Here is a 25,766-nt window from a genome sequence, read left to right as displayed (position 1 = left end):
GCGCGGGGCTCAGGCGGGTGCGACCGTGACGGGACGGTCGCTCTCGAGGATGACCGCCTGCGTGACGCTGCCGAAGAGGACCTTTCCGACGGGCGAACGTCGGCGGGCGCCGATGACGATCGCGTCGACGTCGAAGTCCTCGGCGACCTCGAGGATCGCGCTCGCCGGGTCGGCGGTCACGGAGTGGACGGACGTCTCGACGCCGGCGTCCTCGAGTTCGTCGACGACGGAATCGACGGTCTGGGGGAGTTCCCGCAGGTTCTCGAGATTCCGGTTGAGTTCGTCGATGAACGCCCGTCCGTCGTCGTCCGCCGGGACGTCTATCTCCTCGAAGACGTGCAGGACGTCGACGCGGACCGACTCGGACGCGCCGGGGAGATCGAGCACGGCTTCGACTTGCGCGCGGGCCCTCGCCTCGTCGATGTCCACCGGGAGGAGCACGTGGTACATGGTCGACCGTATGCCCCGAGCTATTAAATAAACGGCTTTTCCGGATGCGATCGTTTCATTCGAAAGTCGATCGAGTATAGCGGCCCGGTGACCGACAGAAACCCGGATCGGAGCGGTCGAACGCCCGACGCCGAGAACGGAACGCTCCCGGTTCCGCGTTCCGCTACCCGCGAGCGTGAACCAACGAACGATCGCGGTCATCGGTCCGTCGTGTGGAGGCTTCGGAGCGAACGTCACGGAGGCGCTCGAGTCGCTCGACGGGGTCGTCTCGGCGACGGCCGACCGCGAGCTCGAGGGGTGCGCGTCGGGTACGACGAGGGGTCGGTCGACGAGGACGCCCTCGACGGCGCGATCGACGACGCCGGGTACGAGGTCGTCGACTGAGAGCGGGGTGGGCGGTCGGCCCGCGGCCCTCGACCGGTCGGCGACCTTCGTACTCGAAGCTCGTGGCGGTCGAGTCGACGATCCCGCGTCAGACGAACCGAACCGAACTGTAAACGGTTTTAGGGAGGGGGCTGAATCCAGCCCCATGGAGAGCGTAAATCGGATGGCGATCGAGCTCGTCGACGAGGCCCTCGAGTACGCCGAGGAGCTAAACGTCGGCGGCTACGACCTCGATAACGAGGCGTCGGTGCTCGACTTCGGCCTCGAGTTCGACGGCGGGATCGAAGCCGGGCTGTTGCTCGCGGAGATCCAGACGGCCGGTCTGGCGACGCCGAGTTACGACCTCGGGGAGCTGGCCGGTTCGCCGATGCCGTACGTGTCGCTCACGACCGATCAGCCGGCGATTTCGCTGCTGTGTTCCCAGAAGGCGGGGTGGGAGCTGACCACGGAGGACTTCGAGGGCCTGGGAAGCGGTCCCGCGCGGGCGCTCGTCGCCGAGGAGGACGAGTTCCGCCGGATCGGTTACACGGACGCGTTCGACCTCACGGCGCTCGCCGTGGAGACCGACCAGGATCCGACCGAATCGGCCGCCGAGCAGGTCGCGGACCTGACGGAGGTCGAGACCAGCGGCGTCTTCCTGCTCGCTTACTCGAGCGCGAGCGTGGTCGGGAGCGTCACGAACGCGGCCCGCGTCGCCGAACTGGCGACGTTCCGGCTGACCGAACTGGGCTACGACCCCCTGGACGTCGTCTCGGCGGCCGGCAAGGCCCCACTGCCGCCGGTGCCGGCCGACGAGGAGACCGCCATCGCCCGCTCGAACGACGCCCTCGCCTACGGCGGGCGGGGCCACCTCGTGGTCCGCGAGGACGCCGACTTCTTCGACGCCGTCCCGTCCACCGCAGCCGATGAGCACGGAAGGCCCTTCGGCGAGATCTTCGACGACCTCGAGTGGGAGTTCGACGACGTTCCGGCCGATCTGTTCGCCCCCGCGCAGGTGACGATCGACGTGATCGGCGGCCCGACGTACGTCCACGGCGAGACCGACGAGGAGCTGCTGGTCGAGTCGTTCGGACTCTGAGGCGTCGCGGATCGGCCGGTTCGCGTCCGTCCGTCGAAGATGCGTTCCAGTGCAGGGGGTGACCGGCGTTCACCGTCTGCACGTCCGGCACCGGCTGCCGATCCGGCACCGAATAGCTACCTAACGTTCTCGGTGGTACCTCCCGCCGTCCCCGGTGGCGCGGTTCGCGCGTCGCCGAGGGCCGACAGCCGTTCTCCGGAACGAGAACGGGAGGAGAATCCATGGCAACAACAAGAGACGACGCGGACGGTGAACGGCTCGAGACGGAGTTACGAGGCGACCTGATCCGACCTCTCGATCCAGAATTCGACGACGCGCGCGCCGTGTACAACGCGATGATCGATACGCACCCAAGGCTGATCGCCCGGTGCTCCGACGTCGCGGACGTGATCTCGGCGGTGAACTACGGGCGAGAACAGGGCCTCGAGACGGCGATCCGCGGTGGCGGGCACAACGGCGCCGGCCTGGGTACGGTCGACGACGGCCTGGTGATCGACCTGTCGGGGATGACCGGCATCCGCGTGGACCCCGAGGCGAGAACCGTCCGCGTCGAACCCGGGTGTACCTGGGGCGACGTGGACCACGCCACCCACGCCTTCGGGCTGGCGACGGTCAGCGGGGTCGTCTCCACCACCGGCGTCGGGGGCCTCGCGCTCGGCGGCGGTCACGGATACCTGAGTCGGAAGTACGGCCTGACGATCGACAACCTGCTGAGCGCGGACGTCGTGCTGGCCGACGGCCGCCTCGTTCGCGCGAGCGAGGAGGAACGTCCGGACCTGTTCTGGGCGCTGCGCGGCGGCGGCGGCAACTTCGGCGTCGTCACCTCGTTCGAGTTCCGGGTACACCCGGTCGACACCGTCGTCGCCGGCCCGACGTTCTGGCCGATCGACGACCTCGAGTCGACGATGCGCTGGTACCGGGAGTGGCTCCCGGAGGCGCCCGAGGACGTCTACGCCGTCTACCTGACCGCGCAGGTGCCGGGCGATCCGTTCCCGGCGGAACTCCACGGGGAGACGGTCTGCGGCCTCGTGTGGTGCTGCCTGGGATCCGAGGAGGAGGCCGAGGACGCGATCGAGTCGGCGCACACCGTCGCCGAACCGCTGTTCGAGCACGTCGAGGCGATGCCGTACCCCGCGCTACAGAGCATGTTCGACGAACTGTACCCGCCGGGGGACCAGTGGTACTGGAAGGGCGACTTCGTGCGGGAACTGACCGACGACGCCATCGACGAGCACCGGCGCTTCGCGGACGTGCCGACCCCCCAGTCGGGGATGCACCTCTACCCCATCGACGGCGCCGTCCACCGCGTGGACCGGGGTGACACCGCCTGGGGGCACCGGGACGCTACCTGGTCGATGGTCATCTTCGGCGTCGATCGGAACCCCGCCAAGGGGGACCTGCTCAGGGACTGGACCCGAAACTACTGGGAGGCGGTCCACCCGCACACGGTCGGGGGTTCGTACATCAACTTCATGATGGAGGAGGGAACCGACCGCATTCGAGCCTCGTACGGCGACAACTACGACCGGTTGCGGGAGGTCAAGGCGGCCTACGATCCCGACAACTTCTTCCGCGTGAACCAGAACGTCGAGCCGGCGTCATGAGGGGGTTCGAACGGGACCTCGGCCCAGCGTCCCCACCTCGGGCGGGGGAGCGGACTCCACGGTCCGTCGGCGAGGGCGACCGCAGTTCGGGCGGCGCCGTGGACGACGCGATCGAGGCGTTTCGAGCGGGCGACCCCGTGCTCGTTCACGACGGGTCGGACAGGGAGGACGAAACGGACCTCGTCTATCCGGCGCGATCCGTGCGTCCAGCCGTCGTCGCGCGCCTGCGGAACGACGCCGGCGGCCTGATCTGCGTGGCGGTCACCGATCGGTTGGCCCGGCGGTGGGACCTCCCTTTCCTCCGAAAGGCGCTCGACCACCCCGCGACGGCGAACCACGACCTCGAGTACGGCGACCGCTCGTCGTTCTCGCTCACGGTGAACCACCGCGACACCTACACCGGGATCACGGACGAGGATCGGTCGCGCACCATCTCCGCCCTCGGGGCCGCCGCCGCGGCGCCGGAGCCGATCGACTTCCCGGCGACGTTCCGCACGCCCGGGCACGTCCACCTGCTGCGCGCGGCCCCCGGCCTGGTCGCCGACCGGCGGGGACACACGGAACTCGGACTCGCGCTGGCGGCGGCTGCGGAGGTGGCGCCCGCCGTCGTCGTCTGCGAGATGCTCGACGACGAAACCGGGCGGGCGCTCGCTCGAGGATCGGCGAAGTCGTACGCGGATCGAAACGGCTTCCCGTACGTCGAAGGTGAACGGATCGTCGCGCGGTTCGGCTGAACCCGCTGAATCGGTGCGGGGCGCCCCCGCTGCGGGTCCGTCAGAGTTCTCCCTTCGCCCCGTGGAGTGTCCGGCGGCCGCGGCGCGCTCCCAGAGACGCAGAGACCCCTGCTGAAACACCGCGCGACCACCCGGGCGCACGGCGGAGGCGTACCGCCTGACGGTCACCAGAGTTCTCTCAAAGAGGCGACCAGGAGCGATCACCTCGAACGCCTCCGAAGCGACGGTGTCCCGCTCCTCGAACGTAAAATTTCGAACCTCGAGCGCTCACTCCATCGGGTGGACGCCCGTCACCGTCCCGACGCCCTTGCTGCGGCCCTCCCGGAAGACGAACTTCTGGCCCTCTTCGACGAGGTACGGTCGGAACTTGAACCGGACGGTGGTGCGGCCGGTGTCGCCCGGGAGGAGCATGCCGTCCTCGGGGTAGAAGGCGGCCGCCTCGCCGATCGTCTCGAGGTGGACGACCGGTTCGTAGCCGTCCCCGATTCTGGTGGGGTGGTTGAGCACCATGACCTCGGCCTCGAACTCCCGGACGGGCTCGGGGTCGGCGTCTCCGGGCAGGAGGACCATCCCGCGCTCGATCTCGTCCTCCGTGATCCCTTTCAGGGCGATGCCGACGATCCGGCCCGCTCGAGCGCGGTCGACGCGGTGGTAGTGCATCTCGATCGAGCGGACCTCGACCGCGCGGAAGCGGCCGTCGACCATCGGGCCGATGAGGAGTTCGTCGCCGGCTTCGACCTCGCCGGCCATGACGGTCCCCGAGGCGACGGCGCCGACGCCGGTCACCGAGTAGCTGCGGTCGACGTACATCCGGAACTCCCCGTCGAGGCCGGCGGTCTTGGGGAGGCGGTCGAACAGTTCGTCGAGCGTCTCGAGGCCCTCCATCGTGATGGCGCTCGTGCGGACGATGGGGACGACGGTCTCGCCGATCTCCTCGACCGCGGCGTCGACGCCGTGGCGCTCGACCCGCAGCGGCGACTTGCCGACGTCGCGCAGGAGGCGCTCGACCTCCCGTTCGACCTCCTCGACGCGCTCGTCGTCGACGGCGTCGATCTTCGTGATCGCGACGACGGTCGGGAGTTCGGTGGCGAGCAGGACGCCCAGGTGCTCGCGGGTCGTCCGCGTCGGCCCGTCGTCGGCGGCGACGACGAGCAGGCCGTAGTCGAGTTTCTGCCCGACGAGGCCGCGGATCGTGGTGCGGAGCCAGGGTTCGTGGCCCACGGTGTCGACGAACGAGACCAGCCGGTCGGCCTCCTCGACGACGGCCGCGCGGTCCTGCTTCCGGTTGGGGTTGCGAACGTGGACGGGTCCCTCGTCGTCGAAGCCGTAGACGGCGTAGGAGAGGTCCGCCGAGAGGCCGCGCTCGACCTCGTGGGGCTGGACGTCGAGGTAGGCACGCGTCGCGCCGTCGCCGTCGTCGGGCTTGCCCGTCACGAGCGACCCGACGAGGGTGCTCTTCCCGTGGTCGACGTGGCCTGCCGTCCCGACGACGACGTGCTGGTCGTCAGTATCGAGGACGGCACCCTCGCAGATCTGCGCGACGCCCACTAACCCGCCGTTGACGCCCCACGTCTGCACGTCGTCGATGTGCGCGTCGGCTTCCTCCGCGAGCAGCGAGAGGACGTCCATCGTCTCGGAGAAGGTGTCCGGATCGATGCCGGCGAGGCCGCCGTCGTCGGTGACGCCGACGACGTACGTCGCCTCCCCGTCGCCGGAGAGGACGCGGTGACGAAGTTGCGCGGCCAGGCTCTCGCGTCGGCCGCCCTCGAGGTGTACGTCTCTTCGAAGTCGCTCCTTGAACTCGACGTTACCGCCGTCCTGTTCGCCACGTTCCAGGGCCCGCTCGAGGAGGGCCCGGTCACGGCTCATACCCTCCGATAGAGGCGCACGTGGCAAAAGCTTTCTCGTCAAGTGGTGTCGTATGTCACGATAACGGTCGGGAGCGCTCGTCAGACCGCGGATCGCAACCGCTCGATCCGGGTTTCCGTCGGCGGGTGCGTCCCGAGGAGGCCGCGGGCGACGAACCGCCGCGTCCGGTCGAAAAACCGGTGTTCCTCCCACGGCGGCGGGACGATCGAGAAGGCGGCGGCCGACCGGTGGTCGCGCAGGTCGGTCTCGGGTCGGCCCTCGAGTTCCGAATCGAGCGTCTCGAGCGCGCTCGCCAGTGCCGCGGGATCGCCGGTGATCGTCACCGCCCCGTCGTCCGCGGCGTACTCGCGCACGCGAGCGACGAACGCCACGTACCAGCGGCCGACGGCGTAGACGATCGCCGCGGGGATCGCGACGAGCGGGTTCACGCCGTAGCGCTTCCCGGCCACGCTCGCGATGGCACCCGGGGACGTGAGCGCCGTCATCACCGCCGCGTCCCGGTTGGCTACGTGGGCGAGTTCGTGGGCCAACACGGCCTCGCGTTCCCGGTCGTCGAGCGCCTCGAGCAGCGCCCGTGTGACGACGATCGTCGAGGTCGACGGGCGGTAGCCCACCGTGAGCGCGGTGGGGGTTCGGGATCGGCTCTCCGCGATCCGGACGGTCGGCGGGGGGACGTCCGCCTGCCGGGCGAGTCGGTCGACGGTCGCCTGCAGGTCGGCCAGTTCCCCGTCGCCGTCAAGGTCCGCCGTTTCGGCGCCCTCGAACACCCGTTCGTCCTCGCCCTCCACCTCGAGGTCCCTGAGCAGAGCGACGTCGCCGGTGAGTTCCGAGCGGACCGCGCTCCCGAGGTGGGAACCCACGAACGCCACCGTCGAAACGGCCGTGAGTCCCCGCGTAACCGCCTCCGTCGGCCAGATCGAAGCCGCGGCGTACGCGCCGCCGAGGGCGAAGAACGCGCCGACTCCGAGGAGGGCGACCGCCCTCGCTCTCGAACCCGCGAGGCGCTCGAGGGTCGCGCCCGTGCGCCGGGCCTCGATCGTGATCCGGTGATCGGCGTCGCCTCGCAGGCGGTCGGCGAACGCTCGGATCGTAGCTCGAGCGCGGTTCCGGAGCGGAGTCCGCGTCGGGGTCGTCCCGCCGTTCGAGGGCGGGGTCGACGAACCGAGACCGGCGATCTGCCCCCGAACGACGTCGAGGAGGTCCGGGAGGGAGAGCAGCGTCAGGGCGACGGCCACCACGACGAGGAACTGGGTCAATCGATCGACCAGGGGCAGTCCGACGATGACGACGAGGAGGGCACCGACGTCGGTCCAGCCCGGTTCGTCGTCATCCGTTTCGTGCCCGTCGTTTCGACTCCCACCCCCACTCCCTCGATCGTCCGCCCTCCGCTCGCGGACCCACCGTCGTCCGGCCCAGACGTGGGCCCCCGTGAACGCGTAGAAGAACAGGAGGAGCAGACCGAGGGCGAACACCGGGGTCGGGAGCGTCTCGCGGAGGAACGGCGCCGCGCCCAGCAGGACCGCGAGCGACGAGAACACGACGGCGTAGACGGCGAGTTCCACGACGCCCTCCGCGATCGGATTCGCGGTGGCGTACAGCGACTCGCTCCGAGCGGCTCGAACCGCCCGGATCGCACACTCCGCGGTGAAGAGCGTCCCCCCTGCCAGGGCGAGCGCGACGACCAGTCCCAGTTGCGGTGAGACGACCGTCTCGAGGGCGCCGGCCACCCCGGAGAGGAGCACGTAGATGGGAATCCCGACCAGCACGATAGCGACGCCGGCGACGGTTCCCGTCAGAGCCAGACAGAGCGTGACCGCGACGACCATCCGCGCCCCGAGGCCGAGTGTCGTCCGCGGGAGGCCGTCGCCGAGGGCTCCGCTCACGGCTCGACCTCCGTCGCTGCCGAACGCTCACCGGGAGCCGTCCGGTCGGAGGGACCGCACATCGTTCGTCTGGTGTTGTTCCTCCAACACTATTATGCGTCACGGTCGATCCCGCACCCCCCGAGCGCGAGTCCACGCGATCGCGACGAGCCGCTTCCGTTCGAGGAACCGCACCAGACAGCCGATTCAGGGCCGATTTAGAGCGATCTCCGCGATCGTCCCCGCGAGCACGTCGACGCCGTGACCGATGCTCGCCTCGTCGACGTCGAACGTCGAGGTGTGGTGGCCCCCGGGGTGGTCCGTGCCGACGCCGACGTAGGCGGCCTTCCCGCCGGCTCGCTGCACCGCTTGCATCAGGTACGTGGCGTCCTCGCTGCCGCCGAGGTCGTCCCGCTCGAGGACCGAGTCGACGCCCGAGACGTCGTTCGCCACGTCCGCGACGATCGAAACCAGTTCCTGGTCGCTCGTCGCGCTGGGCGCCTCCGCCCCGAGTTCCATCTCGACCTCACAGTCGTGCATGTTGGCGGCCGATCGGAGAACGTTCTCCGCCTTTCCGGTCATATACTCCATCAACTCTGTCGTCTCGCCGCGAACCTCGACGATCGCGCGGGCCTCCTCGGCGATGATGTTCCCCGCCGAACCGCCCTCGACGATCCCCGCGTTCACCCGCGTTGGGCCGTCGGCGTGGCGCGGGATCCCGTAGAGGTTCTGCACCGCCGTCGCGAGCGCCTGCACCGCGTTCCGTCCCTGCTCGGGGTGGCCGCCCGCGTGGGCCGGTTCGCCCGTGAACGTCGCCTCGAGGTGCCTGACCGCGAGGAAGCCGTCGATGCCCGCGACGATCTCACCCGTCGGGTGGTCGAGGCCGACGTGCAGCGCGAGCAGGTAGTCGACGTCCCGGACGTGCTCGCCCTCGGCCATCGACTTCGCGCCGCCGATGACCTCCTCGGCGGGTTGGAAGAACACCTTCAGCGTCCCCTCGAACCCGCTCCCGGCGATCCGCTCGAGGACGCCGATACCGATGGTCGCGTGGGCGTCGTGGCCGCAGGCGTGCATCGCCCCCTCGTGTTCGGAGCGAAAGCCCTCCGCGGCCGGTACGTGCTCGGGGTCGTCCGACTCCTCGCGCGGCAGGGCGTCGATGTCCACTCGCAGGCCGATCGTCGGCCCCTCGCCGCGTTCCAGCACGGCCACCGCGCCCGTGTAGCCGCCCTCGAGGCGCTCGAGGACGGCCTCGTCGGCGCCCGCCTCCCTGGCGCGGTCGAGCCAGGCGGTCAGGTCGGACTCGTCGGGAACGGCCATCCGGTGGTCGGCTTCGATGGCGTCCGGACCGACGTGGAGCGCCGCCAGGTCGTCGCCGAGTCGGGACTCGAGTTCCGCGACGATGCGCGCGGTGGTGTAGAACTCGCACCACGCGGGTTCGGGCCTGCGGTGGAGGTCCCGCCGCAGCGCGACGAGGTCGTCGGCGGTCGTGTTCCGGTTCCCGTTCGGGTCCGCGTTCGCGTCGGTGCTCATACCCGAGAGTCGTCGCCCGTGATGAAAAACGCTCCCTCCGTCACCGTCCTCGTCCACCTACGTCCGTCGAATCGATTCGTCGGCCGGTGCGGCCTCGAGCGCCCCGGTCGCCGGTTTCAGCGTCCGGCCGGGACGATCGACTCCCTCGTCCGTCAGGTCCCGCGTTCGTCAGGTCCCGCGTTCGCCCGGCACCGGTCACTTCCCGCGTCCGAGTCCGCGGATCTGCTCGACCTCGGCCTCGATGTGAACCGAGTCGGGAAAGTTCTGCGAGGCGATGTTGCGCGCGAGGTTGTCGTGGCCGTGGATCTCGAGTTCGCGCGTGAAGACGGTGTACTCCCAGCTTTCGAACTGGCGGTCGTCGTCGGCGTGGAGTCTACCGTGCTGGGGCACCGAGAGCTTCTCCGGCGGGTGAGAGTGCGGCCCCTTGAGGGCGGCTCCCTTCTTCTCCGCGGTGGATTTGATGTCGTCGACGATGCCGTCGAGGGCGGCGCGATCGCCGCTCTGGAGGGTGAGACGGGTGACGAAGGTCATGGTCGTGTCGTCTGGTCCACGGTCAGCGCCTAAAAACCTGCTGAGATGCGTTCATCGAACACGAACAGTCCGATATTCTCTTAACGTTTCACGCGCTAGTCGGTACAATGGCAGTCGAAGCTACGAGCGCAGGCGCGATCCTCTTCCGCGACACGCGGGGCCGGCGCGAGTATCTTCTACTCAAGAGCCGCCCAGGCGACTGGGAGTTTCCCAAGGGCGGTGTCGAAGGAGACGAAGAGCTACAACAGACGGCTATCCGCGAAGTAAAGGAAGAGGCAGGTATCGAGCAGTTCCGGCTCCTCGACGGTTTTCGCGAGGACTACGACTACGTCTTCGAGGCGAACGGCACGACGATCCACAAGACCGTTCACCTCTTCATCGCGAAATCGTACGAGGCCAGCGCCGAACTATCGAACGAACACCGCGACCTCCAGTGGCGCGACTACGAGCAGGCGGTCAACACCGTCACGCAGGACGGGCCGCGCGAGATCCTGGAGGACGCACACGAGTACCTCGACGAACTCGAGGAGGAAAACGAGATCTGAACCGCCGCGGACCGATCCGCGACGCATCCGGTCCGCACCCGACCGACCAAACTGAACCGCCCTCCAGCATCGTGCCCGGGCGCCGCGGTCGACGGCGCTCGCGGAACCGACGCTCGCCTCGAACGAACGCGGCGGACGGTCGACCGCCGCGGGCGTAACAGATTTCGTTTTCGGGACGCGATTCGTAGGCGAGCCGTGGCGTTCGCCGATTCGGAGTTCGCGTTCGAACTCCGCACGTGCCGGTACGCGGAGCGTTCGTGGCCCCCCGGAACCGGCTCCGGGGGCGCCTCGAGCGACGGTAACGGAACCGGAAGCAGCGGAGCCGCCGGCATCGGCGAGGGCGGCGACGGCGGCCGCGCTGGCCAACGACCCGTGCTCGTCGCCCGACAACTCGGCACGAAGCGCAGGCGGTGGGACACCATCGTCCTCGAGTGCGACCCGGAGGGACTCGAGCGACGGGCGAACTTCGGACCGAAGCGGCTGAATAGCGACCTGTTACACGTCATCGAGAACGCGCCCGCGGAGTGGGCCTACTACCGCGAGGCCCTCCCCGATCCGGGCTACTCCTGGCGATACGTTCGCGAAGCGATCCACGAGGCGGACGACCGGGGGATCCTCGATACCCGGCGGAACGGCAACCGGATCGAGATACGGCGGAAGTGGGCCTACCCGGACTGGGTCGATCGGATCGTCGCCGTCGAGAACAAGCCCGACCTCGACGCCAGCGCGGCCCGCGTCCTGGGCTCGCAACTCGAGTACGACGTCGCCCTCGCGCTCGCCGACGAGGTGTGGGTCGCGACGACGAAGACCGGCGAGCGCGTCGAACCCGCGCTGTTCGAGGACCTCCCCGTCGAGGCGGGCATCCTCGCGCTCGACCCGGAGACGCTCGAGGGGGACGTGGCGTGGTACCCGCGCTCGCTCGCCGTGGACGAACCCGGGACGCGCATCCTCGAGCGGCCGGCCGGCGGCGCTCGAGACGGCTCCGCGGCCCGCTTCGAGTACGTCGACCCGGAGGAGAAGGCGGCGAAACGACTCGGCATCGCCGAGCGCGCCTACGAGCGAGGGTGGCGCTCGTTCGTGAACACGATGCGACCCGACTGCCGGCACTTCGAGTTGCGCGCGTCGGGACAGCTGCTCCCGCGCTGCCGGGCGAAGGGGCGGTGCCCGACGGCCGCGGAGTGTTCGGGATCGTGCCCGTCGTTCGCGCCCGAACCGCCCGCCTGGCGCACTCGAGGGTGGCCGATCGAGGGCGGACCCGGCAAACGGTGTCGAGCGCTGCTCGAGGAACGACGGCGGCGCCGCAGACCGGGGCTGTAGAGCAGGGTGCGAGCGGAGCTGTGGAGCGGCCGCATGAGCGGGGCTGTCGAAGCGAGCCGACTGAATTCGGTCAGTCCGAATCGGAGACCGAGACCTCGAGGTCCTCCCGGTCGACGGCCAGCCGGAACGTCGGGACCGTCCGGTACTCGACCTCGACGACGCCCTTCCTGCGGAGGCTCTGGAGACCCGAACGCACGTCCTCGGCGTCGGCGTCGACGTCGAACTCCTCTCGGAGCTTGTGGAGGACCGAGACGACGCTCTCCGACTCCTCGTCGGGGGCGGCGAGCACCTCGACGATGCGGGCGTGCAGCCGGGGCACGCGGATGCGCGACGGGCCCCCGTCGGCGTCCGGGTCGTCCTCCACGCCCGGTTCGACGTCGACCAGTTCCGCCGCCTCCGGCGTCGCGCGGATCAGGCTGTTGTCGTCGCGGTAGTAGTAGTCGCCCAGTTCGTTCTCGAGGTACTGGTGGACCTCGCTCCCGCTCTCCATCTCCCACCGGTCCTGTAGCTCGGCGTTCTTCGTGGGCTGCAGTTCCACCACGTCAGCGAGGCGCTCCCTGGCCTCCTCCGAGAGGGTCATCGTCTGAGCGTATGCGGATCCGTTACTTTTGTGTTGCGTCCCGAAACCGGGGGCGGAAGTCGTCGCACCTCAGCGGCGGATTCGAAAGCGTCGGCCCCGGTTTGAAGGCGCTCGCCGTGGTACCGAGCCGGATGGTCGACAGCGACCTCGTCGAGTTCGTCACGCGCTCGCTTCGGGACGACACCCGCGAGACGTTCGAGCGGCGCGTCGACGAGCAGGCCGACCGCCTCCGCGACGCGCTCCGCGGGACGACCCTAGACAGCCCCGGGTTCGGCCTGGGGATCGAACTCGAGGCGTACGCGATCGACGAGGCGGGTCGGCTCGCCCGCGTTCCGGAGCAGGTCCTAGCGGGGCCGTGCGCGCGGGAACTGGGCGTCCACAACGTCGAACTCAACACCGTTCCCGACCGGTTCGACGACGCCGGTATCGCCGAGCAGGAGCGGAAACTCCGTCGCGCTCTCGAGCGAACCCGGGCGATCGCCCGCGAGCACGACGCGGAGGTCGTCGCCGACGCGATGTGGACGACCCCGCCCACCGAGGGAACGGCCGCGTACCTCGGCGACGTCGAGGAGGCGGACGGCGTGACCGTCGCGCGAAACATGACGGGGTCGCCGCGGTATCACGCCATCGACAACCACATCGTCGACGAAGTCGGCGGCGCCGTTTCGCTCGAGGTTCCGGGCGTCGAGCGGGCCTTTCCGACGATCCTGTTCGAATCGCTCACCTGTTCGATCCAGCCCCACCTCCAGGTCCCCGAGGCGGCGTCGTTTCCGCGCTACTACAACGCCGCGCTCGCGACGCTCCCGCCGGTGCTCGCGCTCTCGACGAACGCGCCGCTGCTCCCCCCTGACCTCTACGGGGACGACACCGTCGCCGATCCGGACGCCCTGCTCGAGGAGACCCACCACGAACTCCGCATCCCGGTGTTCGAGGCGTCCGTCAACGGCGCCTGGGAGAAGGCGCGCGTTCCGAACCGGATCGATCGCCCGACCGACGTCGTCGATCGCCTGGTCGCCGACCCGACGTGCGCGCCGGTCCTGCGCGAGTGGGTCGCGGAGGGGGGCCGGGAGACGTTCGGGGATCGGTTCTGGGAGCTGGATCACAAACGCGGGACCTACTGGCGGTGGGTGCGGGCCGTCGCGGGCGGACAACCTGTCGGTCGCGGCGACCGGCGATCGATCCGCCTCGAGTACCGGCCGCTGCCGACCCAGCCGACGATCGACGACTCGATCGCGCTCCTCTGTCTGGTCGTCGGACTCGTCCACGGCCTCGTCGTCGCCGACCACCCCGCGATCGCGCTCGAGCGGGACGAGATCGAACGCGGGTTCTACGACGCCGCGGCGAACGGCCTCGAAGCCGACGTCCCGTGGCGGACCGCGGACGGGGAGCCGACGACCGACCCCGACGCGATCTACGACGAGGCGTTCGCGCTCGCGCGGCGCGGCCTCCGGGACCGGGGCGTCTCCGCGGAGCGAATCGACGCCGCGATCGGCGCATTCGAGGATCGGTGGGAGCGGAGACGGACGCCGAGTCGGTGGAAACTCGAGCGGGTTCGGGAGCGACTCGAAGCGGGAGCGACGTTCGACGACGCCGTTCGGGGGATGCAGGCGGCGTACGTGGACCGATCGGGGGCGGGAACGCCGTTCTCGGAGTGGCCGTGACGACTGCTCAGTCGTCGCCGACGAACGGAAGCGGAACGGGAGACGGCGTCTCGAGCGTCTCCTCGACCTGGGTGTAGACGAGTACCGTTCCGAAGACGGCGAGCACGGCGCCGAAGACGAACGGGGCCTGGAACCCGTAGCCGACCAGCGCCCCCGAGGAGAGCGGGCCGAACGCGAGGCCGAAGCCGAAGGCCATCGTGAGGACGGCGAGTTTCGTCCCGGACTCGGCCTCGCCCGCGAGGTCGCCGGCCAGGGCGAGCGACGGGGCGAACGCCATCGCACCCGCGACGCCCTGAAACAGCCGCACGAGGAACATCGCCTCCGACGTCGCGACGAATCCCTGGGCGAGCGTCGTCGGGATCAACAGCGCCATGCCCGCCAGGATGAACGGCCGCCGTCCGTAGCGGTCGCAGGCCCTCCCGACGGGCGTCTGGAGGAACACCTGGGCGAGGATGAACGCCGCGAACTGCAGGCCGAACCACGTCGAGTCCTGCTCGAGGTGGGCGTTCACCTGGGGCTGGATCGTCGCGAACAGCGCGATGGCGGTCGCGAGGAAGAACGTCGACACCCCCAGGGTGAAGATCGGATCGAGCAGGGTCCGCCCGGTCGGGTCCCTGATCGCGATCGAGAGGTCCGCCGCGGCGTTGGCCCGGGTCGATTCGGGATCGGTGATGAGGACCGTCACCATCAGGAAGCTGACGCTCGAGGCGACCGCGGCCACGTAGAAGGCGGCCTCGAAGCCCGTGACCGCGACGGCGGCTCCGGCTTCGGCTCCGGTCACGACTTCGAGGCCTGGGAGCGCGTACGGTCCCGCGTTGACCACGGCGCCGGCGAGGACGGGTCCGGCGCCGAAGCCGACCAGCCGAAAGGTGTTGTATACGCCCATGTTCCCGCCGCGGTCGCCCGCCGTCGCCAGTTCGTTCACGAGCGCGAGCGCCGTCGGGACGATGAACGCGACGCTGACCCCCTGCAGGCCGCGGACGACGACCAGCGCGAGGTAGCTCTCGGCGAAGAGGTAGGCGACGTTCGTGATCGTCAACCCCGTGAGCCCGATCAAGATGAACGGCTTCCGCCGGCCGAACCGGTCGGAGAGGTTTCCGGTGAACGGCTGGAAGCTGCTGTTGAGGAGGCCGTACAGCGAGAGGACGGTCCCGATGATCATCGACTCGGAGAGTCCGAAGTCCGTCCCGCCGACGGTCCCGCTCGCGACGTACAGTGGCAGGACGATCACGAGAAACGAGTTTCCGATCCCCTCCGCCAGCTGGGCGAACGACAGCGCCAGCACGCGCCGGTCGACCGCGAAGGGGGCGGCCAGCCGACGACCGATCCCGCTATCCACCATCCTTTCGGTACTGTACCGTCCACCCCGATTACGGTTTCGAATCGAAATGTCTCCGCCATGGACGTTCTCGAATCGCGGTACCGCCGTTCAAGGCCACCGCCGACGTACGATCGGTATGGCGTCGACGATCACCATGAGCGGCCTCGAGAAGACCCTCGAGCGCCTCGGCTACCCGATCGAGAAGGACCGCGCCGCGACCGAACTCGAGAACACCACGCTCGAGTTCGCCGACGGCGAGGCGAACCTCGGGCGACTCGTCTCGCAGGTGGACGCCGAGGCGTTCGACTCGGCGAACGACCTCGAGACGTCCCTGCACAACGTGTTGCCCCGGGAGGCGGTCGGCGAACCGTACCAGTCCGAGGGGGAGGGATAGCCGGGGCCGACGACCGCTGCCTCCGCCCTCGTTCGACGGTCACCCATCAGGAACCTTAAACGAGTCCCTTAAGTCGCTCGGCGCGCGTAGCCCGGACACCGATGGAGTTCTGTGACGACTGCGGTTCGATGATGAAAGCCGACGACGGCGTCTGGGTGTGCGGCAGTTGCGGCTCCGAGAAGCCGAAGGGCGACTCGGCGCAGTACACGGTCACCGAGGGCCAGGAGACGAGCGAGATCATCGAGTCCTCCGAGGAGACGTCGCTGCCCGAGACCGACGCCCACTGTCCGGAGTGTGGCAACGACCGCGCCTACTGGTACATGCAGCAAATTCGCTCGGCGGACGAGTCCGAGACCCGCTTTTTCATCTGCACCGAGTGCGAGTACAAGTGGCGCGAAGACGACAACTGAACCGATGTCGAGCGCGTCGAGGTGGCGGGAGCGCGTCGCCGACCGGCTACCGTGATCCGAGTTATCGAAAGGGGTGACTGATCCAGAGCGACTGCTCTCGGGGGTTTCTGGAGGCGATCGGTACGATTCGGAACGTTCCGTGAACGGACGGTGCTATTCTGAACGCCCTGTGGGCGGACGATGCTATTCGGAACGCGGTGCGTGACGGGCGGATCGACGCCTCGAGGAGGGGTCGGACGACGCGGGGACGCGGCGCCGCTGGGCGGCGACGGAAGGAGATGGATGGAAGGAAGCGCGGCGGACCGTTCCGACGGGGAAGGGGAGGTGTCCCCGTCGGAGACGGTCCGCGGGTGCCTCTGACGTGTGCCGAAGCTGGCGATTCGGGACCGGGGTCGGCCCCTGCCGATGCGAACGCGGACGGGCGATCGGGAGAGCGATCGCCTCCGGCCGTCGCGTCGGCCGCCCTCGGCGGCACGCCGACCTACCAGAGGGAGACGGATAGCGTCAACGCCAACGTAATTTGGTACGGCACGACGAGTGACAGGTCGGCTCGCGGACGGGTGGCACGCGGTGGCGCAAGCCACCGACGACGACCGACTCGAGCCGTCTACCTCGTCGCGACCGGCCGACTCATTCGTTCCGCGCGACCGTCAGGTAGCCCGTGTGTCCGACGGGCGCCGTCGACGGGCGGGAGCCGCGGTCGTCGAAGTCCATCTCCCGTTGAATCGTTTCGCGCGTACGCACGTCCGAGAGTCCGACTTCACGCGCCGTCTCGACGACTTCGCGGCTCGCCTCGACGAACGGGCTGTAGACGGCGACGAAGCCGCCCTCGAGGAGCAACTCGGGGGCGCGTTCGACGACCGTCGGCGCGTCGCCGGTGTCGAGGGTCAGCACGTCGAAGGGGTCCTCGGATGCGACCAGCGACTCGAGGTCGTCGGCCACGTCGCCGGTTCGCACCTCGACGCGGTCGGCGACGCCGGCCAGCGCCATGTTTTCGCGGGCGACCTCGGCGAAGTCGGCGTTGCGCTCGTAGGTCACGACGGTCGCGCCCGCGCGGGCCACGAACGCCGAGAGGACGCCCGTCCCGGTGCCGGCGTCGAGGACCCGATCGCCGGTCGAGACGCCCGTCTCGCCGAGCACGAGGCCGACGTCCCGGGGGACCATCGGCGCGCCCGTGCGCTCGAAGTGGTGGAAGAGGTCCGGGCCGCGAAGGCGACGCACGCGGAACTCGTCGCCCAGGTGCGTCTCGAGCGTCTCGCCGGGGTCGACGTCCTCGGGCACCTCGAGGACGCCCAGGTCGGTGCCGAACTCCTCGCCCGGTTTCACGAGGTACTCGCGGTCGCCGCGAACCAGCACGACGGGCGTCCGCGAGGACGCGGTTCGATCCGACGCGTCGGCGGCGCGCTCGCTCTCGTCGGCGCCGGGTTCGTTCGCGTCGGCGTCAGGGTCGCTCGCCCCGCCGTCAGCGTCGTCGGTCACGTCGGGATCGCTCACTCGAGGTCCGCGACGGCCGCCGCGAGGTCGCCGTCGTTGTTCTCGAGGGCTTCGCGGGCTTCCTCCTCGCTCGCGCCGGTGCGGGTCGCGACGAGTTCGACGTCGGCGTCGTCGACCTCGACGCCCCCACTCGAGTCGTCGGCCTCCACGTCCTCGTCCGCCGCGCCACCGGCGGAGCCGCGTTCTTGCTCGGTCGGCGTGCCGATGATCTGGTAGGTCTCCTGGCCGCGGGCGTCCATCTTGGTGACGTCCGGGCTGTCGAAGACGAGGTCGTGGTCCGCGGTGCGGATGATGACCTCCTCGGCGTCGATCTCGTCGACGTCGATGCCCATCTGCTTCATCATCTGTTCCATCTTGCGCGGGTTGAGTCCGCCGCCTCCTCCGAACATACCCGACACCTTGCCATCCGAACGCAAAAGGGTACCGAACGTCCGTCACGCCCTCGAGCGATCCGTCGGCCAGACCTCGTCGATCACGCGGACTCCTCGGGCGCCGGAACGCCCTCGCGGACGGACACTGCCATTCCGGTCTCGAAGTCCGCGATGGCCCCCGCGTCGAGTTCTGCGCGGCCCACTGCCAGTAACTCGCCGCGCTCGTGGACGACGAGCACCTCGTCCCCAGGCCTGATCTCCTCGCCCGCCTCGAGGACGAACTTCGCGAAGACGTTCTTCCCGTCCCGGACGAACGGTTCGCTCTCGTCGTCGACGACGACGCGGTAGGACGGGTGGGGAAGCGCCGCGTCCAGGCGCCGGCCGCCCTCGATCCCGAGGGTGAATCGGCCGTCGGTCCCGAACGAGACGATTCGGCCCGACTCCGAGAGCACCTGCTGGGGACGTCCGGAGGTGGTTCGTTTCACCGTCAGGGGCTCCGGCGGCGGGAACAGGGCGTCGCCCGCGCCGGCGCCGAACTGGTAGTCGGCGATGGTCCGAAGGTCCGAGAGTGTCGCGCTGCCGTTCGCCGGGTCGGAGTCGCTCTCGCTCATTGCCGGGCGTTCGAGGCGTCGGGTCGAAAGCCCTTCGACCGCGACCGCCGGTCGTCGGAGCCTGCGCCCGCCGTTCTCGTCGGGGGACGCTTCGAAGCCGAAACCGCCGGGCGGAGACGGTGGGCGATCCGACGCGTCCCGGAGGGCTTTAGTGCGTCATTGGCGGAGTACGACCATGGCCAGGGGGATCGGCGAATTCGAACCGATTCGAGCGATCGTCGGCGAGTGGCTGGCCCTCCTCGCGGCCCTGCTCACCCAGCTCGGGGACGTCTGGTTCGTCGTCGTGCTCGTCTCCGCTCTGTACGTGTCGGGCACTTCCCGGGTCCGGTGGCGCGAGGCCGAGGCGCTCCCCGGACTCGTGGTGATCGGGTTCGGCGTCGTTGGCGGGCTCAAGGCGCTGTTCGCCCTCCCGCGCCCGCCCGAGGTCGTCGTCGAGCCCGAACTCGTGCCGGCGATCGTTCGCCCCCTCTACGCCGCGACGGCGGCGGCCGACGGATACGGCTTCCCCAGCGGCCACGCCGTGATCGTCACGGTCGTTTACGTCTGGTTAGCGCACGTCCTCACCGTGAGCACGCGCCGTCGGCGGTTCGCCGCCGCGGCGGCGATCGTCGCCGTCGTCTGTTCCACCCGCGTCCTGCTGGGGGTGCACTACGTCGTCGACGTCGTCGCCGGCGTCGTCGTCGGACTCGTCTTGCTCGTGGCGACCCGGGTCGTCGTCGATCGTGCGCCGACCGACCCGGCGACGGTCACGTTCGGCCTCGGAGTCGCGGCGGCCGCGTTCTACTACGTCGCGAGCGGGGGCGACACCGATTCCGTGTTGCTCCTCGGCGCGGCGCTCGGCGCGTTCGGCGGGTGGCACGTCGGCCGGCTCAGGACCCTCGAGCGACGACGCCGGGCGTTCGGGGCGAGCCAACGGGGCCGAAGCGACGACGAGCGTGGGGGCCGCGTGCCGGCAGCGGGGTCGACGCGTCGCCTTCGAATCGCCGGCGCGGTGCTGGGGCTCCTCCCCGTGATCGGCTTCGTGTTCGCGTTCTCCGTCGCCCCGATCTACGCCGCCGGGGGCGCTATCGGACTCGTCGCGGCGGCCATCGCCGTGGTTCCGAACCTCCGCGACCCGCGCGGTCGCGCGCTCGGGGCGAACTCCGACTGATCGCCACCGAAACGGCGGTGACGCTCGTACGGGCGACGCTCAACGCGAGCGCAGCGACTCGACGCGCTCGAGCGAGTCCGCGTCCTCGGTACCCTTGTCGTGTCGCACGCCCAGAAACCGGGGGAATCGGAGCGCGTACCCCGACGAGTACGTCGGCGAGCGCTGGATCTCCTCGTACCCCACTTCGAAGACGACCGCCGGCTCGAGGTCGACGCGCTGGCCCTCCTCGGCGGCGACGTGGGGCTCGAGCAGGTCCGTCAACTCTGCCAGCTTCTCGTCGGTGATGCCCGTGGCGACCCTGCCGATGGTCTCGAGGTCGTCGCCGTCGCGAACCGAGAGTTCGAACGTCCCGAGGAACGTGGCCCGGCGGCCCTCGCCCCACTCGGCACCGGTCACGACGCAGTCGAGGGTTTCGACGTCCGGTTTGCGCTTGCGCCAGTTCTTCCCGCGTCGCCCCGGCGAGTACGCCGACTCGGGGTTCTTGAGCATGATCCCCTCGTGGCCCGCCTCGAGGGCGTCGGCGTCGATCGACTCGATCTCGTCGGCGTCGTCGGTGACCCACAGGAGCGAGAGCGCCTCGACCGCGGACTCGTCCGTGCCCGCCGGATCGTTCCCCGAGAGCACGGCGACGAGGCGGTCGTGGCGCTCGGCGAGCGGGGCCTCGAGCAGGTCCTCGCCGTCGACGTGCAGGCAGTCGAAGAAGACCGGGCGGACCGTGACGTCCTCCCGGGCCTTGGCCACGTCGTGCTTCCGGCGGAACCGGCGCAGCACCTCCTGGAAGGGGAGGGGGTCGCCGTCCTCGTCGATGGCGACCACCTCGCCGTCGAGGATCGCGGGCTCCTCGAGGGTCGCCTCGGCGAACTCGACGACTTCGGGGAGCGCGTTCGTGACGTCCTCCATGTTGCGCGAGAAAACGCGGGTCGTCTCCGTCGTCGCACGGGCGCCCCCGCCACCTCGTTCGGCGTCGGCCCCCTCGACGTCGATTCCCTCGGGGTCGTGGTGCAATTGGATGCGAGCGCCGTCGTACTTCCACTCCACCGCGGCCTCGTCCCACTCCTCGAGCGCCTCGGTCACCGTCCCGGCCTGAGCGAGCATCGCCTGCACGGGCCGGCCCACCTCGAGGTCCATCGCGTCGAGCCCCTCGAGGCCCTCGTCGCGGGCGACGCGAGCGACCCGTCCGTAGTCGTTCGACACCTGCAGCGCGCGCTCGACCCGTTCGGCGGGGACGTCGAACGCCTCGGCGACAGCGTCTCGAACCGTCCCCTCGCCGACGCCGATGCGCATCTCCGAGAGGACGAGGCGGGCGAGGTAGCGGGCCTCCTCGCTCGAGCAGCGGTTGAAGAGGCCGAACAGCAGGTCGACCTTGCGGTCCTGGCTCCCCGACCCGGAGGCGGCGGCTAGCTCCTCGAGGGTTTCCGACGCCTCGCGGACGGTGAGGTCGTCCCCGTCGCCGCCGCCGCTCTCCCCGCCGCCGGCGAACGCCCCCAGTCCCGTCTGGCCGCCGAAGTCGTAGCCGGCCGCCACCTCGCCGATCTCGCCCACCTCGGCGAGTCGGTCCTCCACGTCGTCGGCGCTCACGTTCGTTCCGGCCGCGCGCGCGATGGCCTCGTAACACGCGCTGGGGCCGATGTCGAGCGTGGTCGAGTCCCACGCCGGGAACACCCGCCCCTGGACGAACCGCGAGACGATCCCGAGGTCGTCGCCGGCGTCCTCGAGGAGGTCGGTGACGAGGGCGACGATCTCGAGGTCGGCGGGCTCGGCTTCGATCTCGGCGGCGCGGTCGGCGAACGTGGCGAACTCCATCGACAGTGCGTATCGGCGGCTGGAGTAAAACGGTTCTGAGAGTGGCTCGAGCGGGGCGGCAAACGGGGGTAGCCGGGAGACGACCGCGAGGCGCGGACCCAGCGGTTCGAAGGACGGCTTTCAAGGCGATCGCGCGCGCACTCGCAGGTACGTATGCCCGAAGAGGAGCTCGCCGCGCGGGTCGCCGACGTACTGGCCGTCGACGCCGCCGAATTTCGCCGACGAGCGGTCGCCGACGCCGAGGTGATCAAAACCGGCGTCGAGGAGGGCGTCTTCGACAACCCCCAGGCGATCGTCGGCTTCGAGTACGAGTGCTACGCCGTCAGGACCGAGGACTGCGCCCTGCAGCGGGTTCCGCGCCGGCTGCTCGAGCTGATCGGCTTCGAGAAGGAACTCGGGCTCCACAACGCGGAGATGACTACCAGCCCGCAGCCGCTGAACGCCCACGGGTTAGCCGCCCAGGAGTCGGAGGTGAAAGCCCGGATGCAGACCGCCCTCGACGTGACGGACGCCGAGCGGATGCGGCTCGTCAGCGACGGGCTCTGGACGATTCCGCCGGCGGGCGAGGACGCCGGCACCTACCTCACCGACAGCGTCGAGCGGTCGGTGACGATGCCCGACGGCACCGAGCGAACGATCCGGATCGCCACAAACATGAGCGACTCGGCGCGCTACCACGCGATGGCCAACACCGACCAGGCCGAGTCCGCCGGGATGTGCCTCGACGCCCCGCACGTGTCGCTCGAGGCCGACACGGTCATGCCCGAGAGCCTCATCACGTCGATCCAGCCCCACTACCAGGTGCCCCAGGCCCTCGATCTGCCGATCTTCTTCAACTACGCGCTCCGGATCGCCGGCCCCCTGCTCGCCCTGGGGGTCAACTCGCCGTTCTTCCCGCCGGACCTCTACGACGACGGCGCCACCGCCGAGGAGATACTGCGGGACGCGTGGATGGAACACCGGATCAGCGTCTTCGAAACCGTCCTCAACGACCCCAACGCCGGGGCGGGGAAGGTCCGGTTCCCCCGCGACCTCGAGACCGTCGAGGAGGCGATCGACCGCATCGCGACGGACGAGACGATCGTTCCGATGCCCGTCGAGGAGGGAGATCGGTTCGACGATCAGTTCCCCCACTTCCGCCGGAAACACGGCACCTACTGGCGCTGGGTCCGGCCGGTGTTCGACGGGGCGACCCGCTCGGCGGCCAACGCCCGCATCGAGTTTCGGCCGATCCCCGCCCAGCCGACCGTCAGGGACTCGATCGCGTTCCAGGCCGCCTTCGCCGGCCTCATGGAGAGCCTCGTCCGCCTCGAGCACCCCGTCGTCGACCTGGACTGGCAACGCGCCCGCGAGAACTTTTACGCGGCGATGCGCGACGGACTCGAGGCCGACCTGGCCTGGATCACCAACGACGGCAAGGAGACGACCGACCGGCTCGAACTCTTCGACGACCTGCTGGCCCACGCCGAGGACGGGCTGACCAACCGCGGGCTGAGCGAGGACGAGGCGGCGCGGTACCTCTTCCCGCTGAAACACCGCGTCCGGAAGGGCGCGACGCCCGGGCGCTGGAAGCGCGACCGGGTTCGGGAGGAACTCGACGAGGGCGCCGATCTCTCCGGGGCCATCCAGACGATGCAGTGTCGGTACGTCGACCGACAGCGAGAGACGTTTCTCGAGGGGAGTTTCGCCGACTGGATCGGGGACTGACGGCGACGGGCCGGTTCGCTTTTTGAAGACGCGACGAGTCGAGGGAATACTCGTGCCACGAGCTCGTCGACGCGTGCGTTCGCGACGAACGACGGGAAATCGGTTGCATTATGGACGTTCGCCGTCTCGGAGTCGATCGATGCTAGACGCAGTACTTCACACCGGAGCGGAACACCCCGATCTCGTCCGGATCCTCGTCCCGAGCGTGCTCTCGTTCGTCGCCGGCCTCGGCATCGGCGAGAGCGGCTACCCCGAGCGCCTCCGCGGCAGGCTGAGCGCCGACGAGGACGCGACGACCGACTGACCGCGGACGAGGACGCGACGGCCGACTCCGCGCTCGATCGACGGGTTCGTCGCCGAACGCCCGTCGTCACCGATCGGTGCGGTCTCGAGTTCCCCGTCGGCCGGCGTCCCGGAACGGGCCCGACTCGAGGGACGGACGGGGGTCTCCTCGCATCGAGGGTCGAACGACGACCGCCCGAAACCACGGATCGTCGCCGATCCGGCCGGAAGTGATTAAGTAGCCTCGCTCGAGAGTTGGGGGTATGGTTACCTTCCTCTCCGGGGGCACCGGGACGCCGAAGATGTTGGACGGCGCGGGCGCCGCGTACTCGCCGGAGGAGACCACGGTCGTCGCCAACACGGGCGACGACGTCGAACTCGGCGGGCTGTTCGTCTCGCCGGACGTCGACACGTTACTCTTTCAGGGAGGGGGAATCCTCGACCGGGAGACGTGGTGGGGGATCCGGGACGACACCCACCGGACGAACGCGGCGCTCGCGGACATCGCCTCGGCGGCCGACCTGCCGACGGGGCCGCAGTACCTGCCGGAGGAGCGCCAGACGGCGGGCCGAGAGATCGCCGAGTGGCGCCGCTTCTCGGGCGTCGGCGAGTTCATGACGATCGGCGACTGGGATCGGGCGGTCCACATCACGCGCACGAGCCTCCTCGACCAGGGCCACTCCCTGAGCGAGGTGACGTCGATCCTCGCCGACGGCTTCGACGTCTCGATCGACCTCCTGCCGATGAGCGACGATCCCGTCGCCAGCCTCGTCCACACCGACGAGGGGATGATGCACTTTCAGGAGTACTGGGTCGCCCGCCGGGGCGAACCGACCGTCGAGAACGTCGAATTCCGCGGCTCGTCGAAGGCCGAACCCGCGCCGGGCGTCCTCGAGGCGCTCTCGGACACGGTCGTCATCGGGCCGTCGAATCCGGTGACGAGCATCGGACCGATGCTGGCGCTGCCGGGGGTCGTGAAGGCGCTCCAGGAGACGACGGTCGTCGCCGTCTCCCCGTTCGTCGGGGACGACGTCTTCTCGGGACCCGCCGGACGCCTCATGCGGGCCGTCGGCGCCGAACCGTCGACGAGCGGGCTCGCGACGGCCTACCCGTTCGCGGACGCGTTCATCATCGACGACGGGGACGGCGCCGAGTTCGACCGCCCGACGATCACGACCGACATCGCGATCGACACCAGGGAGGACGCCGCTCGCGTCATTCAGGCGGTCGACGAGGCGGTCTCGATCGTGAGCTAACCGACGATGTTCCACCCCCGCCTCGCGCTCTCGAGTCTGAGCGGGCAATCGGACGCGGAGTGGGCCCGCGCGGGGGCCGACTACGCGGGAGCGGCAGTTCTCGGCGGCATCGCGCTCGACGAAGACGCCAGGGACGCCGCCCGGAAGATGGTCGAACGCGACCGTACCGAGTTCCTTCCCGAGGATCCGCTCGCGTTCGTCGACCGCCAACTCGCCGCCCTCGAGAACGTCCCGATCCAGGCCGGATTCAACGTTCGTAGCGCGACTCCGGAACCGATCGCGGCCGTCGCAGCGGTTTGTCGCGACCGGGACGCGTTCCTCGAGATCAACGCCCACTGCCGACAGGCGGAACTGTGCGCCGTCGGCTGCGGCGAGACGCTGCTTCGCGACGCCGACCGCCTCGAGCGGTACGTCGAGACCGCAGTCGGGACCGGCGCGACCGTCGGCGTCAAGGTGCGCGCGGAGGTCCCCGGCGTCGACCTCCCGTCGCTCGCGCGCGGCCTCGAGGACGCCGGCGCGTCGTACGTCCACGTCGACGCGATGGATTCCGAGTTCGTGATCGAGGAGATCGCCGACGCGGCCGACCTGTTCCTGATCGCCAACAACGGCGTGCGCGACGACGAGACGGTCCGGGAGTACGTCGAGTACGGCGCCGACGCGGTCAGCGTCGGCCGACCCAGCGACAACCCGGCGGTCCTCGGGCGGGTCCGCGCGGCGGTCGACCGTCACCTCGCGCCGACGGCCGATCACTGACGGCCCGTCGGTGGCGACCGGGGATAGCCTGCCACAGACGACCCGTCGCTGGCGATCGGGGACGGCCTC

At 69.8% G+C, this 25,766-nt stretch carries 25 protein-coding genes; 14 read left to right on the top strand and 11 right to left on the bottom strand.

The features are described 5' to 3' along the window. Nucleotides 1-9: 9 nt before the first annotated feature. The gene (locus tag RJT68_RS05270; protein ID WP_407039325.1) at nucleotides 10-450 is read right to left on the bottom strand and encodes a universal stress protein; all 441 of its coding nucleotides are present in this window, start codon (nucleotides 448-450) and stop codon (nucleotides 10-12) included. Nucleotides 451-660: 210 nt separating this feature from the next. Here RJT68_RS05270 and RJT68_RS05265 point away from each other — a divergent pair, with 210 nt between their 5' ends. The 4 genes from RJT68_RS05265 (at nucleotide 661) to ribB (ending at nucleotide 4,250) form a co-directional block, all read left to right on the top strand. Next, entirely contained in the window at nucleotides 661-834 is a 174-nt protein-coding gene (locus RJT68_RS05265; protein WP_407039324.1) for a hypothetical protein, read from the top strand. A 145-nt stretch (nucleotides 835-979) separates the two neighbouring features. After that, entirely contained in the window at nucleotides 980-1,912 is a 933-nt protein-coding gene (gene mch, locus RJT68_RS05260; RefSeq protein WP_407039323.1) for a methenyltetrahydromethanopterin cyclohydrolase, read from the top strand. Between the two features lie 221 nt (nucleotides 1,913-2,133). Then, nucleotides 2,134-3,516 (top strand): FAD-binding oxidoreductase, encoded by a 1,383-nt coding sequence (locus tag RJT68_RS05255; protein ID WP_407039322.1) that lies wholly within the window; start codon nucleotides 2,134-2,136, stop codon nucleotides 3,514-3,516. Further along, entirely contained in the window at nucleotides 3,513-4,250 is a 738-nt protein-coding gene (ribB, locus tag RJT68_RS05250; RefSeq protein ID WP_407039321.1) for a 3,4-dihydroxy-2-butanone-4-phosphate synthase, read from the top strand. Before RJT68_RS05255 ends, ribB begins: the two co-directional genes overlap by 4 nt. A gap of 267 nt (nucleotides 4,251-4,517) precedes the next feature. Here the strand turns inward: ribB and RJT68_RS05245 are convergent, their stop codons facing one another. The 4 genes from RJT68_RS05245 to RJT68_RS05230 form a co-directional block, all read right to left on the bottom strand. Next, nucleotides 4,518-6,119 carry a GTPBP1 family GTP-binding protein gene (locus RJT68_RS05245; RefSeq protein ID WP_407039320.1) on the bottom strand — a complete coding sequence of 534 codons (1,602 nt, stop codon included), beginning with the start codon at nucleotides 6,117-6,119 and terminating at the stop codon, nucleotides 4,518-4,520. An 80-nt stretch (nucleotides 6,120-6,199) separates the two neighbouring features. After that, nucleotides 6,200-8,002, bottom strand: coding sequence for a M48 family metallopeptidase (locus RJT68_RS05240; protein WP_407039319.1), 1,803 nt, complete (start codon nucleotides 8,000-8,002; stop codon nucleotides 6,200-6,202). A 186-nt stretch (nucleotides 8,003-8,188) separates the two neighbouring features. Next, entirely contained in the window at nucleotides 8,189-9,511 is a 1,323-nt protein-coding gene (locus tag RJT68_RS05235; RefSeq protein ID WP_407039318.1) for an amidohydrolase, read from the bottom strand. A gap of 195 nt (nucleotides 9,512-9,706) precedes the next feature. Then, the gene (locus tag RJT68_RS05230; protein WP_407039317.1) at nucleotides 9,707-10,042 is read right to left on the bottom strand and encodes a 30S ribosomal protein S10; all 336 of its coding nucleotides are present in this window, start codon (nucleotides 10,040-10,042) and stop codon (nucleotides 9,707-9,709) included. A 107-nt stretch (nucleotides 10,043-10,149) separates the two neighbouring features. Between RJT68_RS05230 and RJT68_RS05225 the strand changes: the two genes are divergently transcribed. Then, complete coding sequence (locus RJT68_RS05225) at nucleotides 10,150-10,587, top strand: bis(5'-nucleosyl)-tetraphosphatase (RefSeq protein ID WP_407039316.1); 438 nt, start codon at nucleotides 10,150-10,152, stop codon at nucleotides 10,585-10,587. Nucleotides 10,588-10,782: 195 nt separating this feature from the next. Next, entirely contained in the window at nucleotides 10,783-11,904 is a 1,122-nt protein-coding gene (locus RJT68_RS05220; protein ID WP_407039315.1) for a DUF5787 family protein, read from the top strand. A 70-nt stretch (nucleotides 11,905-11,974) separates the two neighbouring features. Here RJT68_RS05220 and RJT68_RS05215 read toward each other — a convergent pair whose 3' ends face one another. Further along, complete coding sequence (locus RJT68_RS05215) at nucleotides 11,975-12,484, bottom strand: DUF5797 family protein (RefSeq protein WP_407039314.1); 510 nt, start codon at nucleotides 12,482-12,484, stop codon at nucleotides 11,975-11,977. 131 nt (nucleotides 12,485-12,615) lie between these two features. Here RJT68_RS05215 and RJT68_RS05210 point away from each other — a divergent pair, with 131 nt between their 5' ends. Then, on the top strand, nucleotides 12,616-14,145 hold the full coding sequence (locus RJT68_RS05210) for a hypothetical protein (protein WP_407039313.1): 1,530 nt from the start codon (nucleotides 12,616-12,618) through the stop codon (nucleotides 14,143-14,145). A 7-nt stretch (nucleotides 14,146-14,152) separates the two neighbouring features. Here the strand turns inward: RJT68_RS05210 and RJT68_RS05205 are convergent, their stop codons facing one another. After that, entirely contained in the window at nucleotides 14,153-15,487 is a 1,335-nt protein-coding gene (locus tag RJT68_RS05205; protein WP_407039312.1) for an MFS transporter, read from the bottom strand. A gap of 115 nt (nucleotides 15,488-15,602) precedes the next feature. On the opposite strand from RJT68_RS05205, the gene RJT68_RS05200 reads away from it, so the two are divergent. Both RJT68_RS05200 and RJT68_RS05195 read left to right on the top strand, forming a co-directional pair. Then, complete coding sequence (locus RJT68_RS05200) at nucleotides 15,603-15,860, top strand: DUF5789 family protein (protein ID WP_407039311.1); 258 nt, start codon at nucleotides 15,603-15,605, stop codon at nucleotides 15,858-15,860. 101 nt (nucleotides 15,861-15,961) lie between these two features. Continuing rightward, on the top strand, nucleotides 15,962-16,270 hold the full coding sequence (locus RJT68_RS05195) for a transcription factor S (protein WP_407039310.1): 309 nt from the start codon (nucleotides 15,962-15,964) through the stop codon (nucleotides 16,268-16,270). 630 nt (nucleotides 16,271-16,900) lie between these two features. On the opposite strand, the gene RJT68_RS05190 is transcribed toward RJT68_RS05195, so the two are convergent. The 3 genes from RJT68_RS05190 to RJT68_RS05180 all read right to left on the bottom strand — a co-directional run bounded on the left by RJT68_RS05190 (nucleotide 16,901) and on the right by RJT68_RS05180 (nucleotide 18,746). Then, nucleotides 16,901-17,626 (bottom strand): methyltransferase domain-containing protein, encoded by a 726-nt coding sequence (locus RJT68_RS05190; protein WP_407040326.1) that lies wholly within the window; start codon nucleotides 17,624-17,626, stop codon nucleotides 16,901-16,903. 134 nt (nucleotides 17,627-17,760) lie between these two features. Then, nucleotides 17,761-18,153: a nascent polypeptide-associated complex protein gene (locus tag RJT68_RS05185; protein ID WP_407039309.1), complete on the bottom strand. Its 393-nt coding sequence runs from the start codon at nucleotides 18,151-18,153 to the stop codon at nucleotides 17,761-17,763. Between the two features lie 83 nt (nucleotides 18,154-18,236). Beyond that, a complete protein-coding gene (locus RJT68_RS05180; protein WP_407039308.1) occupies nucleotides 18,237-18,746 on the bottom strand; it encodes a PUA domain-containing protein in 510 nt (169 codons plus the stop codon). A gap of 175 nt (nucleotides 18,747-18,921) precedes the next feature. On the opposite strand from RJT68_RS05180, the gene RJT68_RS05175 reads away from it, so the two are divergent. Then, on the top strand, nucleotides 18,922-19,896 hold the full coding sequence (locus RJT68_RS05175) for a phosphatase PAP2 family protein (protein ID WP_407039307.1): 975 nt from the start codon (nucleotides 18,922-18,924) through the stop codon (nucleotides 19,894-19,896). 39 nt (nucleotides 19,897-19,935) lie between these two features. Here the strand turns inward: RJT68_RS05175 and ligA are convergent, their stop codons facing one another. Further along, nucleotides 19,936-21,699, bottom strand: a complete 1,764-nt coding sequence (gene ligA / locus RJT68_RS05170; RefSeq protein WP_407039306.1) for an ATP-dependent DNA ligase LigA — start codon at nucleotides 21,697-21,699, stop codon at nucleotides 19,936-19,938. Between the two features lie 153 nt (nucleotides 21,700-21,852). Between ligA and RJT68_RS05165 the strand changes: the two genes are divergently transcribed. From RJT68_RS05165 to RJT68_RS05150, 4 genes are all read left to right on the top strand, one after another. After that, nucleotides 21,853-23,406 carry a hypothetical protein gene (locus tag RJT68_RS05165; protein WP_407039305.1) on the top strand — a complete coding sequence of 518 codons (1,554 nt, stop codon included), beginning with the start codon at nucleotides 21,853-21,855 and terminating at the stop codon, nucleotides 23,404-23,406. A gap of 139 nt (nucleotides 23,407-23,545) precedes the next feature. After that, complete coding sequence (locus tag RJT68_RS05160; protein WP_407039304.1) at nucleotides 23,546-23,710, top strand: hypothetical protein; 165 nt, start codon at nucleotides 23,546-23,548, stop codon at nucleotides 23,708-23,710. 241 nt (nucleotides 23,711-23,951) lie between these two features. Next, complete coding sequence (gene cofD / locus RJT68_RS05155) at nucleotides 23,952-24,944, top strand: 2-phospho-L-lactate transferase (RefSeq protein ID WP_407039303.1); 993 nt, start codon at nucleotides 23,952-23,954, stop codon at nucleotides 24,942-24,944. Nucleotides 24,945-24,950: 6 nt separating this feature from the next. Then, nucleotides 24,951-25,697: a tRNA-dihydrouridine synthase gene (locus RJT68_RS05150; protein WP_407039302.1), complete on the top strand. Its 747-nt coding sequence runs from the start codon at nucleotides 24,951-24,953 to the stop codon at nucleotides 25,695-25,697. Nucleotides 25,698-25,766 lie beyond the last annotated feature (69 nt).

Source organism: Halovalidus salilacus (assembly GCF_031852275.1).
Classification (GTDB): domain Archaea; phylum Halobacteriota; class Halobacteria; order Halobacteriales; family Natrialbaceae; genus Halovalidus; species Halovalidus salilacus.
This window is presented reverse-complemented; position numbering and strand designations above follow the sequence as displayed.

What these genes read in the sequence shown, in the direction of transcription:
- ligA (WP_407039306.1), bottom strand. Translation starts at nt 21,699, where the DNA reads ATGGAGTTCGCCACGTTCGCCGACCGCGCCGCCGAGATCGAAGCCGAG.
- RJT68_RS05230 (WP_407039317.1), bottom strand. Translation starts at nt 10,042, where the DNA reads ATGACCTTCGTCACCCGTCTCACCCTCCAGAGCGGCGATCGCGCCGCC.
- RJT68_RS05245 (WP_407039320.1), bottom strand. Translation starts at nt 6,119, where the DNA reads ATGAGCCGTGACCGGGCCCTCCTCGAGCGGGCCCTGGAACGTGGCGAA.
- RJT68_RS05225 (WP_407039316.1), top strand. Translation starts at nt 10,150, where the DNA reads ATGGCAGTCGAAGCTACGAGCGCAGGCGCGATCCTCTTCCGCGACACG.
- RJT68_RS05205 (WP_407039312.1), bottom strand. Translation starts at nt 15,487, where the DNA reads ATGGTGGATAGCGGGATCGGTCGTCGGCTGGCCGCCCCCTTCGCGGTC.
- RJT68_RS05150 (WP_407039302.1), top strand. Translation starts at nt 24,951, where the DNA reads ATGTTCCACCCCCGCCTCGCGCTCTCGAGTCTGAGCGGGCAATCGGAC.
- RJT68_RS05215 (WP_407039314.1), bottom strand. Translation starts at nt 12,484, where the DNA reads ATGACCCTCTCGGAGGAGGCCAGGGAGCGCCTCGCTGACGTGGTGGAA.
- RJT68_RS05200 (WP_407039311.1), top strand. Translation starts at nt 15,603, where the DNA reads ATGGCGTCGACGATCACCATGAGCGGCCTCGAGAAGACCCTCGAGCGC.
- RJT68_RS05255 (WP_407039322.1), top strand. Translation starts at nt 2,134, where the DNA reads ATGGCAACAACAAGAGACGACGCGGACGGTGAACGGCTCGAGACGGAG.
- RJT68_RS05195 (WP_407039310.1), top strand. Translation starts at nt 15,962, where the DNA reads ATGGAGTTCTGTGACGACTGCGGTTCGATGATGAAAGCCGACGACGGC.
- RJT68_RS05270 (WP_407039325.1), bottom strand. Translation starts at nt 450, where the DNA reads ATGTACCACGTGCTCCTCCCGGTGGACATCGACGAGGCGAGGGCCCGC.
- RJT68_RS05210 (WP_407039313.1), top strand. Translation starts at nt 12,616, where the DNA reads ATGGTCGACAGCGACCTCGTCGAGTTCGTCACGCGCTCGCTTCGGGAC.
- RJT68_RS05160 (WP_407039304.1), top strand. Translation starts at nt 23,546, where the DNA reads ATGCTAGACGCAGTACTTCACACCGGAGCGGAACACCCCGATCTCGTC.
- RJT68_RS05165 (WP_407039305.1), top strand. Translation starts at nt 21,853, where the DNA reads ATGCCCGAAGAGGAGCTCGCCGCGCGGGTCGCCGACGTACTGGCCGTC.
- mch (WP_407039323.1), top strand. Translation starts at nt 980, where the DNA reads ATGGAGAGCGTAAATCGGATGGCGATCGAGCTCGTCGACGAGGCCCTC.
- RJT68_RS05185 (WP_407039309.1), bottom strand. Translation starts at nt 18,153, where the DNA reads ATGTTCGGAGGAGGCGGCGGACTCAACCCGCGCAAGATGGAACAGATG.
- RJT68_RS05175 (WP_407039307.1), top strand. Translation starts at nt 18,922, where the DNA reads ATGGCCAGGGGGATCGGCGAATTCGAACCGATTCGAGCGATCGTCGGC.
- cofD (WP_407039303.1), top strand. Translation starts at nt 23,952, where the DNA reads ATGGTTACCTTCCTCTCCGGGGGCACCGGGACGCCGAAGATGTTGGAC.
- ribB (WP_407039321.1), top strand. Translation starts at nt 3,513, where the DNA reads ATGAGGGGGTTCGAACGGGACCTCGGCCCAGCGTCCCCACCTCGGGCG.
- RJT68_RS05235 (WP_407039318.1), bottom strand. Translation starts at nt 9,511, where the DNA reads ATGAGCACCGACGCGAACGCGGACCCGAACGGGAACCGGAACACGACC.
- RJT68_RS05180 (WP_407039308.1), bottom strand. Translation starts at nt 18,746, where the DNA reads ATGAGCGAGAGCGACTCCGACCCGGCGAACGGCAGCGCGACACTCTCG.